The organism is uncultured Oscillibacter sp. (assembly GCF_910584465.1).
Taxonomy (GTDB): Bacteria; Bacillota; Clostridia; order Oscillospirales; family Oscillospiraceae; genus Oscillibacter.
In genome coordinates this window covers 1-9393 of sequence record NZ_CAJUBK010000075.1, presented here as the reverse complement: position 1 = coordinate 9393, position 9393 = coordinate 1, and the positions used below count along the sequence as shown (strand labels likewise).

The 9393-nt window shown below is 67.4% G+C and carries 10 protein-coding genes; 3 read left to right on the top strand and 7 right to left on the bottom strand.

The features are described from left to right. From QZ332_RS12105 to QZ332_RS12075, 7 genes are all read right to left on the bottom strand, one after another. A partial coding sequence (locus tag QZ332_RS12105) for an AAA family ATPase (RefSeq protein WP_295765754.1) occupies positions 1 to 827 on the bottom strand: 827 nt, incomplete at its 3' end. Between the two features lie 53 nt (positions 828 to 880). Next, entirely contained in the window at positions 881 to 1435 is a 555-nt protein-coding gene (gene hpt, locus QZ332_RS12100) for a hypoxanthine phosphoribosyltransferase (protein WP_295765756.1), read from the bottom strand. Continuing rightward, positions 1413 to 2810 (bottom strand): tRNA lysidine(34) synthetase TilS, encoded by a 1398-nt coding sequence (gene tilS, locus QZ332_RS12095; RefSeq protein ID WP_295765752.1) that lies wholly within the window; start codon positions 2808 to 2810, stop codon positions 1413 to 1415. The genes hpt and tilS overlap by 23 nt, the downstream gene beginning before the upstream one ends. Further along, a complete protein-coding gene (dnaB, locus tag QZ332_RS12090) occupies positions 2794 to 4143 on the bottom strand; it encodes a replicative DNA helicase (protein ID WP_295765750.1) in 1350 nt (449 codons plus the stop codon). Before dnaB ends, tilS begins: the two co-directional genes overlap by 17 nt. A 42-nt stretch (positions 4144 to 4185) precedes the next feature. Further along, positions 4186 to 4635 (bottom strand): 50S ribosomal protein L9, encoded by a 450-nt coding sequence (rplI, locus tag QZ332_RS12085; protein WP_295765748.1) that lies wholly within the window; start codon positions 4633 to 4635, stop codon positions 4186 to 4188. Beyond that, a complete protein-coding gene (locus QZ332_RS12080) occupies positions 4632 to 4907 on the bottom strand; it encodes a hypothetical protein (RefSeq protein WP_295765747.1) in 276 nt (91 codons plus the stop codon). The genes rplI and QZ332_RS12080 overlap by 4 nt, the downstream gene beginning before the upstream one ends. A 12-nt stretch (positions 4908 to 4919) precedes the next feature. Further along, on the bottom strand, positions 4920 to 6914 hold the full coding sequence (locus QZ332_RS12075) for a DHH family phosphoesterase (protein ID WP_295765745.1): 1995 nt from the start codon (positions 6912 to 6914) through the stop codon (positions 4920 to 4922). A gap of 390 nt (positions 6915 to 7304) precedes the next feature. Between QZ332_RS12075 and ylxM the strand changes: the two genes are divergently transcribed. The 3 genes from ylxM to rpsP all read left to right on the top strand — a co-directional run bounded on the left by ylxM (position 7305) and on the right by rpsP (position 9368). Then, positions 7305 to 7670 carry a YlxM family DNA-binding protein gene (gene ylxM / locus QZ332_RS12070; protein ID WP_295765743.1) on the top strand — a complete coding sequence of 122 codons (366 nt, stop codon included), beginning with the start codon at positions 7305 to 7307 and terminating at the stop codon, positions 7668 to 7670. Positions 7671 to 7674: 4 nt separating this feature from the next. After that, a complete protein-coding gene (gene ffh, locus QZ332_RS12065) occupies positions 7675 to 9042 on the top strand; it encodes a signal recognition particle protein (RefSeq protein WP_295765741.1) in 1368 nt (455 codons plus the stop codon). A gap of 86 nt (positions 9043 to 9128) precedes the next feature. Continuing rightward, positions 9129 to 9368, top strand: a complete 240-nt coding sequence (gene rpsP, locus QZ332_RS12060; protein ID WP_295765739.1) for a 30S ribosomal protein S16 — start codon at positions 9129 to 9131, stop codon at positions 9366 to 9368. Positions 9369 to 9393: the final 25 nt, after the last annotated feature.

The window sequence follows — 9393 nt, the reverse complement described above, 5'->3', positions numbered from 1 at the left end:
CGGCCCACGGCGTCGATCTCGTCGATGAAGACGATGGCGGGGGAGGTCTTCTTGGCCTGGTCGAACAGGTCCCGGACCCGGCTGGCGCCCACGCCCACGTACAGCTCCACGAAATCGGAGCCGGAGATGGACAGGAAGCCCACCCCGGCCTCCCCGGCCACGGCCTTGGCCAGCAGGGTCTTGCCGGTGCCCGGAGGGCCCACCAGCAGCACGCCCTTGGGGATACGGGCCCCCAGGGAGATGAACCGCCGGGGATCTTGCAGGAACTCCACGATCTCCCGGAGCTCCTCCTTCTCCTCGTCGGCCCCGGCCACGTCGCCGAAGCGGACCTTCTTGTCCTTCTCCGAGAGGGTCCGGGTCCGGGCGGAGCCGAACTTCGCCATCCGGTCCGCGCCCATGCCGCCGCCCTGTCCGCGGAGCATGAGGAGATACCACATGCCTCCGATCAGCGCCACCGGCAGCAGGACGGGCAGGAGGATCTCCAGCCAGTTGGTGGAATGGTCCTGCTGGTAGTCGTAGGAGGTGAGGACCCCCTTGGCCGCCTGCTCCTCCACCAGCTCCCCCAGGGTATCGTAGAAGAGGTCGAAATCGTAGAGCTCATAGCTCAGCGTATCCCGGCCCTCCGGCTCGCCCCGCAGCTGCATCAGCAGGGTGTTGTCCCGGATGACGAAGGACTCGACCTTCTCCTGCCGGAAGAGCTGCTCCACCTGGGAGAACCCCATCCGCTCGCTCTGGGCGTTCATCTGCCAGATCCAGCTCAGGCACAGCAAGATCACCAGACCCAGCATCAAAAAGCTGAGGTTCGAGGCGCGGTTTTGTTTGGACACGATGGCATTCCTCCTTTAGGCCGCCCCCTGGGCGGCGCTTGGGCGCGGCGCGCTCATCTCCCCGCGTAGACCTCGGGCTTCAGCACGCCGATATAGGGCACGTTCCGGTAGAGCTGGGCATAGTCCAGACCGTAGCCCACCACGAACTCGTCGGGCACCGTGAAGCCCGCGAGGTCCGCGGTGACGGCCTTCTCCCGGCGGGCGGGCTTATCCAGCAGCGTCACGATGGTGATGGAGGCCGCGCCCTTGGTCAGGAAATACTCCTTCAAAAAGGCCAGGGTCGTGCCGGAGTCCAGGATATCCTCCACGATGATCAGGTGCCGCCCGGTGATGTCCTGCCGGAGGTCGTGGTCGATCTGCACCCGGCCGGAGGAGGCCGTGGCGTTCCCATAGGAGCTTACGGCGATGAACTCCACGTCGCTTTTCAGCTGGCAGGCCCGGACCAGATCCGTCATGAACACGAAGCTGCCCTTCAGCACGCCCAGGAACAGCGGCTTCTTGCCCTGGAACCTCTCGTAGAGCTCCTCGCCCATCTGGGCCACGCGCTCCTTCAGCTCCGCCTCGCTCACCAGTACCTTCAGGATATCATTCTCCATTTCGCTTCTCATCATGTCCGTCCTCCTCAGTATGTTTTTCTATTTTTATGGACCGGACGGGCTCCCGGCCCTCCGGCGCGAAGTCCCGATCCACACCCAGCCGCCACACGGCGGCCAGCTCCCCGCCCACGTAGACGGCGGGCAGGCGGTCCCGTTCCTCCAGGGCGATCCCCCGGTCCAGGCAGAGCCGCTTGACGCTCCGGCTCCCCTTGGCCCCCGGCAGGGCCAGCCGCTCCCCCGGCGGGCAGGGGCCCACGGTGACCACCGGATCCTCTCCCGGCCCCCCCTGCCAGCGGAAGGCGATGCCGTCCCCTCCCTCCGGCGCGTCCAGCAGGGTCAGGGTGTAGTCCCCCCACCGCAGGGACCGCCCCGGGACCAGCCGGACCTCCGCCAGGGCCTGGGGCCGGGTCTCTAAGATCAGCCGCCGGCGGCAGTAGCGGGCGGTGACCCCGTGGGGCAGGCTCAGCCGCCCCTCTTTCCCACAGGCCGTCCGGCGGGCCAGATCCATCAATGCCTCCAGATGGACGGCCCCGATGTCCCTCCGCCCCACGCCCAGCAGGTCGAAGAGCCGCAGCAGCATCCGGGGCCGCACCGCCTCCGGGGCCTGGGCCAGGGCGTCCATAGACAGGGCGACCCGGCCGTCCCGGACCTCCACATGGGCGGTACGGGCCGCGGCGTCCTCCTCCAGGGAGCGGTCCGCCTCCCGGAGCCGCCGGGCCGCGGCGCAGATGTGCTCCACCGCCCGGGGGTTCAGCTCCTTCAAAAGGGGCATGACCTGGAGGCGCAGCAGGTTCCGGCCGGCGGCGCCCGGGTCCGCGTTGGTCTCGTCCTCGATATGGGGGACCTCCCACCGGGCGGCGTAGTCCTCCAGCTCCGCCCGGGTGATGCCCAGCAGGGGGCGGCAGAGCCCCTCCCGCTGCCAATCCATGCCCGTCAGGCCCGAGAGCCCCGTGCCCCGGATCAGGTCCAGCAGGACGGTCTCGGCGTTGTCGTCGGCATGGTGGGCGGTGTAGATCCGTCCGCACCCCAGCTCCTCCGCCGTCCGGCGCAAGAAGGCATAGCGCAGGTCCCGGGCGGCCTCCTCGATGGAGAGGCCCTCCTTCTTGGCGTGCTCCCGGACGTCCCCCCGGCCCACGGTCAGGGGGATGCCCCATTGGGCGCAGATCTCCCGGACGAAGCCCTCGTCCCGGTCCGCCGCCCCGCCCCGCAACCGGTGGTTGAAGTGGGCGGCGGCCAGCCGTCCGCCCCGCTCCTCGCACCACGCACGCAGCATGGACAGCAGGCACATGGAGTCCAGCCCCCCGGACACGGCGCAGAGGACCGTCTCGCCCCGCCGGGGCAGGACGGCACCGGGGGCCCGCTCCAGCAGCTCAGTCCTCGCCGTCATAGCGCCTATCCAGCGTAGAGAACTGCGTATATTCCGGCATCCAGCGGAGCTCCACCTTGCCGGTCTCGCCGTGGCGGTTCTTCGCCACGATACATTCCGCGATATTATGCTTCTCCGAATCCTCGTTGTAATAATCGTCCCGGTAGAGGAACAGGACGATGTCCGCGTCCTGCTCGATGGCGCCGGATTCCCGGAGGTCCGAGAGCATGGGGCGCTTATCGTCCCGCTTCTCGTTGGCGCGGCTGAGCTGGCTGAGGCAGATCACGGGGACGTTCAGCTCCTTCGCCATGATCTTCAGCATCCGGGACATATCGGAGACCACCTGCTGGCGGTTCTCGCCGCCCCGGCCGTTCCCCCCGGCGGAGCTCATCAGCTGGAGGTAGTCCACCACCACCAGGGCCAGGCCGTCCAGCCGGCGGCACTTGGCGTTCATGTCCGCCACGGACAGCAGGGGGTTGTCGTCGATCCGGATGTCCAGCCGGGTCAGCACGGCGGCCGCCGACGCGATCTTCTCCCAGTCCGTCTCCCGGAGCATCCCGGTGCGCAGGCGGTTGTTCTCCACCAGGGCCTCGGAGCTGAGGAGCCGGGAGGCCAGCTGCTCCCGGGACATCTCCAGGGAGAAGATGGCCACGGTCTTCCCCGTCCCCTTCGCCACGTTCAGCGCCACGTTCAGCGCCAGGGAGGTCTTGCCCATGCCGGGCCGGGCCGCCAGGAGGATCAGGTCCGACTTGTTCAGGCCCGTGATCTTCTGGTCGATGGCGGACAGGCCCGTGGACAGCCCAGGGAGGTGGTCCTCGTTCTCGCTCATCTCCCCCAGCCGGTCCAGCACGTCGGGCAGGACCTGCCGCAGGGGGACCATCTCCTGGGCGCTCCGGCCCCGGCGGATGGCGTAGATCTTCTGCTCCGACGCCTCCAGGATGTCCCCGGCCTCGCCCAGTCCCTCCTGGACCAGGGCGGTGATCTCCCCCGCCGCCTGGGCGACCTGCCGGAGCAGGGCCTTGTCCCGGACGATGGCGGCGTACTCCATGACGTTGGCGCTGGTGGGGGTGATCTCCATCAGCTGGGCCAGGTAGGACCGGGTGCTGTCGTCGGTGAGCCCGGCCTTCTCCATCTCCTGGAAGACGGTGATGCCGTCGATGGGCCGGGCGTAAGAGAACATGGTGTAGATGGTCTCGAAGACCTCCCGGTCCTGCCGGAGGTAGAAATCCTCGGGCCGGAGCTGGTCCATCACGTCCTTCACGCAGTCCGGGTCGATGAGCATGGAGCCCAGGACGGCCTGTTCCCCCTCCAGGCTGTGGGGCAGCTGCCGCAGCAGCAGGTCTTCATTCGCCATGGTCCTCCCTCCTCCTCCCGGGAAGGCCCGCGCGGACGGGCCTTATTTCTCTTCGTACACGGATACGTAGACGGTGGCGGTCACCTCGAAGCCCAGCCGGGCCTTGACCTGGTAATTGCCGAACGCCTTGATGGGTTCCTCCAGGGCCAGCTTCTGCTTGGGGATGTCGATGCCGAACTGCTTCTGCAGCCCCTCGGAGATCTCCTTGGTGGTGACGGCGCCGAAGAGCTTGCCGCCGCTGCCCGCCCGGGCGGTGAGCTTCACCATGCACTCCTTCAGCTTCTCGGCGGTCTCCTCCGCCAGGGCCTTCTGGCGCTGCTCCTCGGCCCTCTTGGCCTTCTCCTTGAGGTTCATGCTGTTGATCGCGTCCGCCGTGGCGGGGATGGCGATCTTCCGGGGCAGGAGGAAGTTCCGGGCATAGCCCTCGGAGACCTCCACCATCTGGCCCTTCTTGCCCTGGCCCTTCACGTCCTGCTGTAAGATCACTTTCATGGCTCTTTCTCCTTACGTTTTACGTTACTTTGATGGATCTTCCATCCTTCCAGATCTCGCTCCGGCTCCCCGGGGGCGTTCCGGCGCCCCTTCGCCGCCGTCCAGGCCAGGGCGGCGGCCGCCGGCAGCACCGCCGCCAGCGCCCAAAACAGGAGCGGGGCCCTCTCGAACACGACCAGCAGGACCATGCCCGCCGGCCAGCCCATGCACAGGACCAAGAACAGCCCCAGCAGGGCCAAACACACCGCCCAGGTCTTCAGGAACTGCTTCACGGCCCGTCCCCCCTACTTCTCGAAATACGCGTCGATGGCCTGGGTCAGCTTCTCCCGGACGTCCAGGATGTCCCCGTTCTCGATCCGCCCTCCGGCGGTGGCGGAGTTGCCGCCGCCGCCCAGGGCCTCCAGGATCACCTGGACGTTGATCTCCCCCAGGGACCGGCCGCTCATCTGGATGGCCGTCCCGCTGCGGAAGACCACGAAGGAGGCTTTGACCCCCTTCAGGGTCAAAAGATCGTCCGCCGCCTGGGCGGCGGCCACCCGGTCCACGCCGTCCTGGCCCACCACGGCCAGCGCGACGTCCGGCCGGTACAGCTCCGCCTGGCGGATGACGTCGTACTTGGACACCATCCCCTTCAGGTCCCCCTGGAAGAGGCGCTGGACGTCCGCCGTGTCGGCCCCCGCCCGGCGCAGGAACGCCGCCGCCTCGAAGGTCCGGCCCCCGGTGCGGAGGACGAAGTGCTTCGTGTCCAGCACGATGCCGGCCAGCAGGGCCTCCGCCTCCTCCCGCAGGAGGTCGGCGGGCTCGGCGAGGTATTGCAGCAGCTCCGTCACCAGCTCCGACGCCGAGGAGGCGTAGGGCTCGTGGAAGCTGAACGCGGCGTTCTCGATATAGCTGGCGGCCCGGCGGTGATGGTCGATGACGGCCACCCGGCTGCTGGCCTCCAGGATCTGGGGGCTCTCCACCAGGTCGGGCCGGTTGGTGTCCACCACCACCAGCAGCGCGCCGGGGCGCATCTTCACGAAGGCGTCCTGGGGGCTGGCGAAGACGTCCTCATACTGCGGCAGTCCCCGGAGCATCGCCAGCACGGCCTGGGCGGCGTTCCGCTCCTGGTCGATGACGATCTGGGCCCGCTTCCCCATCTTCCGGGCGGCGCAGCACACGCCCGCCGCCGCGCCCACGGCGTCCATGTCGGCGAAGCTGTGGCCCATGACGTAGATCTCCCCCGCGTCCGCCAGCAGCTCGCCCAGGGCGTTCGCCATGACCCGGGACTTGACCTTGGTGCGCTTCTCCGTGGTCTTGGCCCGCCCGCCGTAGAAGGCGAAGTCCGTCTTCCCCCGGACCACCGCCTGGTCGCCGCCCCGGCTCAGGGCCATCTCCAGGGAGAGGGAGGCGTTCTTGTGCAGCGCCGGGATGCTGTCCGCCTCCCGGCCCAGGCCGATGGAGAGGGTGGGGTGCCCGCCCTCGCCCACCTTGATGTCCCGCATGGCGTCCAGGACGGAGAACTTCTCCTCCACGAAGTGGTCGTAGTACTGCTCCTCGAACAGGAAGAGGTAGTGGTCCCGCTCGGTCTTGATGAGCAGGCCGTTGCCCACGGCGGCCCAGGCGCTGAGCTTCTCGTCGATCTGGGCCAGGACGGCGCTGCGCTGGGTGTCCGCGCAGGCGTTCATCAGCTCCTCGTAGTTGTCCACCATCAGGATGCCCACCACCAGGCGGGTGGCGTCCAGATCGTGCCGGAGGCGGTCCGCCTCCGTGGTGTCCACCCAGTAGGTGGTGGCGACCAGGTTCTGCTCCCCGCCCCGGCCCTTGGTCCGGACCAGGCTCCCGTAGACCCGGAAGTTCCGGTTGTTCATGTGGACCCGCTCCGGGCACTCCTGCCGCCCCTCCAGCAGCCAATGGACCGGGAACTCCGGCGCGGCGTCCTCCACCTTCATCTCGAAGAGGTGCTCCCGGACCCCGGCCAGCTGGAGGAAGTTCTCGTTGCTCCAGATGACCTCTCCGGTGTCGGGGCGGAAGACCATGATGGGCAGGGGGGAGTTGATCAGGGTGGACTTGCTGGCGGTGTCCACGTTGCCCGTCACGTTGTCGATGTATTGCAGGACGCTCTGGCGGCGTTTCTTGTTGCTGCGGACGAAGTAGGCGTACAGCGCCACCGTGGCCGCGCCCTCCGCCAGGGCCAGCGGGGGGCTGACGGTGACGGCGGCCAGGGTGAAGGCCAGGAGGCAGAGGAAATACATCTGCAGGTTCGGCTCCAGCAGGCGGGAGAGTTTCTTATTGTTCATAGCGGCGCTCCTTGATCATGAAGTCGAGATCCAGGTCATCGAGAACGCGGGGGAGCTCTTTCGCCGGGGAGGGGGATCGTTCGGGGGAGGCCGCGCGGCCCCTGACGGCCCGCCGTCCCGGCGGCGCGGCCCCGGCGGGCCGGCCCGGGCGGAGCTCCTCCCCTTCCCGGGGAGCGCGTCCCCGGCGCGGCGAAAGACCTGCCGGCGGGCCGGGGCGGCCCCATCCGGCGGACCTGCATACCGATGGATCATATTAGTATAGCAGTTTTCGGCGAAAAACACAAGTGCCGGGCTTGGGCAATTTTCCCCTTGACATTTGCATGGTTTTCCTGTAAACTAAGCACCGTTGTAAAGCGGCACGGCTTTACATAGCGGAGAGGGGGCTTCCCTGTGAAGAATCAGACCTATCGCATGACGATGCTCTTCGACTTCTACGGGGAGCTCCTGACCGAGCGGCAGAAGGAGTTCTTCGACCTCTATTACAACGAGGACCTCTCCCTGGCCGAGATCGCCGAGAACGCGGGCATCTCCCGCCAGGGCGTCCGGGACGTGATCGTCCGGGCCGAGGCCGCCATGCAGGAGGTGGAGGACAAGACCGGCATCATCAAGCGCTTCCTCACCCGGAGCGCCCACATCGACGCCATCTCCGAAGCCGCCGAGGAGATCTCCACCCTGAATTACCGCTATTACGAGGACCGGCGCCTCACGGAGCTGGCGGACCAGATCCGCCGGGAAGCCGCCGCCTTAAAGGAATGAGCTTATGGCATTCGAAGGATTGACCGAAAAACTGAACGCCGCCTTCAAGCGTCTCCGGGGCAAGGGCCGTCTGACGGAGGACGACGTCCGGGAGGCCATGCGGGAGGTCCGCCTGGCCCTGCTGGAGGCCGACGTCAGCTATAAGGTGGTCAAGGAGTTCGTGGCCGGCGTCACGGAGCGGGCCGTCGGCTCCGACGTGCTGGACAGCCTCACCCCTGCCCAGCAGGTGGTGAAGATCGTCAACGAGGAGCTGACCGCCCTGATGGGCGGCGCGGGCTCCCGGCTGACCATGGCGAACAGCGGCCCCACGGTGGTGATGATGGTGGGCCTCCAGGGCGCGGGCAAGACCACCACCACCGCGAAGCTGGGCGGCCTGATGCGCCGGCAGTACCAGAAGCGCCCCCTCCTCGCCGCCTGCGACGTGTACCGTCCCGCCGCCATCGAGCAGCTGAAGGTCGTGGGCGGGCAGATGGAGCTCCCCGTCTTCGAGGAGGGCCAGGGCGACCCGGTCCGGATCGCCGAGGACGCCATCCGCCACGCCCGGGACCACGGCAGCGACATGGTCTTCCTGGACACCGCCGGGCGGCTCCACGTGGACGAAGCGCTGATGGACGAGCTGAAGCGGATGAAAGCCGCCGTCCATCCCAACGAGATCTTGCTGGTCGTGGACGCCATGACCGGCCAGGACGCGGTGAACGCCGCCTCGGCCTTCGACGAGGCCCTGGGCATCGACGGCGTGGTCCTCACCAAGCTGGACGGCGACGCCCGGGGCGGCGCGGCCCTGTCCATCCGGGCGGCCACCGGGAAGCCCATCAAGTTCGCGGGCACCGGCGAGAAGCTGGACATGATCGAGCCCTTCCACCCGGACCGCATGGCCTCCCGCATCCTGGGCATGGGCGACATGCTCTCCTTCATCGAGAAGGCGGAGCAGGCTTACGACGAGGAGCAGGCCGCCAAGCTGGAGGAGAAGCTCCGCAAGAACCGCTTCACCCTCCAGGATTATTACGACCAGCTCCAGCAGCTCAAGAACATGGGCGATCTGAGCCAGCTTTTGGGCATGATGCCCGGCGGCATGGGCAGGCAGCTGCAGGGGGCCAGCATCGACGAGCGGCAGATGGCCCGGACCGAGGCCATCATCCTCTCCATGACCCCCCTGGAGCGGGAAAACCCCCAGGTGCTGAACGCCAGCCGGAAAAAGCGCATCGCCGCCGGCTGCGGGCTGGAGGTCGTGGACGTGAACCGCCTCCTGAAGCAGTTCGACCTGATGCAGCAGCTCACCAAGCAGATGAGCAAGGGCCGGATGCCCCAGCTGGGCGGCGGCATGAAGAGCTCCCGACTCCACGGCTTCGGCCGGAAGAAACGGTTCCGTTAGGCTATAAGTGCGGAGCATTTGAACGCTTTCAATGCAGCATTTATAATATATCATCGAACGATCAAAACTTTTGGAGGTATGACAACATGGTCAAGATCAGACTGCGCCGCATGGGCGCCAAGAAGGCCCCCTTCTATCGTGTCGTGGTGGCGGATTCCCGCTTCCCCCGGGACGGCCGCTTCATCGAGGAGATCGGTACGTACGATCCCTGCGTCTCCCCCGCCGCCATCAAGATCGACGCCGAGCGCGCCCAGGCTTGGATCAAGTCCGGCGCTCAGCCCACCGACACCGTCAGAGCTCTGCTGAAAAAAGTGGACGTCCTCTGATCCGGAGGGCGGCGCATGAAGGACT

Excerpts from the sequence above, each read along its gene's own strand:
- hpt (WP_295765756.1), bottom strand. The coding sequence starts at position 1,435 with ATGAGAAGCGAAATGGAGAATGATATCCTGAAGGTACTGGTGAGCGAG.
- tilS (WP_295765752.1), bottom strand. The coding sequence starts at position 2,810 with ATGACGGCGAGGACTGAGCTGCTGGAGCGGGCCCCCGGTGCCGTCCTG.
- dnaB (WP_295765750.1), bottom strand. The coding sequence starts at position 4,143 with ATGGCGAATGAAGACCTGCTGCTGCGGCAGCTGCCCCACAGCCTGGAG.
- rplI (WP_295765748.1), bottom strand. The coding sequence starts at position 4,635 with ATGAAAGTGATCTTACAGCAGGACGTGAAGGGCCAGGGCAAGAAGGGC.
- QZ332_RS12075 (WP_295765745.1), bottom strand. The coding sequence starts at position 6,914 with ATGAACAATAAGAAACTCTCCCGCCTGCTGGAGCCGAACCTGCAGATG.
- ffh (WP_295765741.1), top strand. The coding sequence starts at position 7,675 with ATGGCATTCGAAGGATTGACCGAAAAACTGAACGCCGCCTTCAAGCGT.
- rpsP (WP_295765739.1), top strand. The coding sequence starts at position 9,129 with ATGGTCAAGATCAGACTGCGCCGCATGGGCGCCAAGAAGGCCCCCTTC.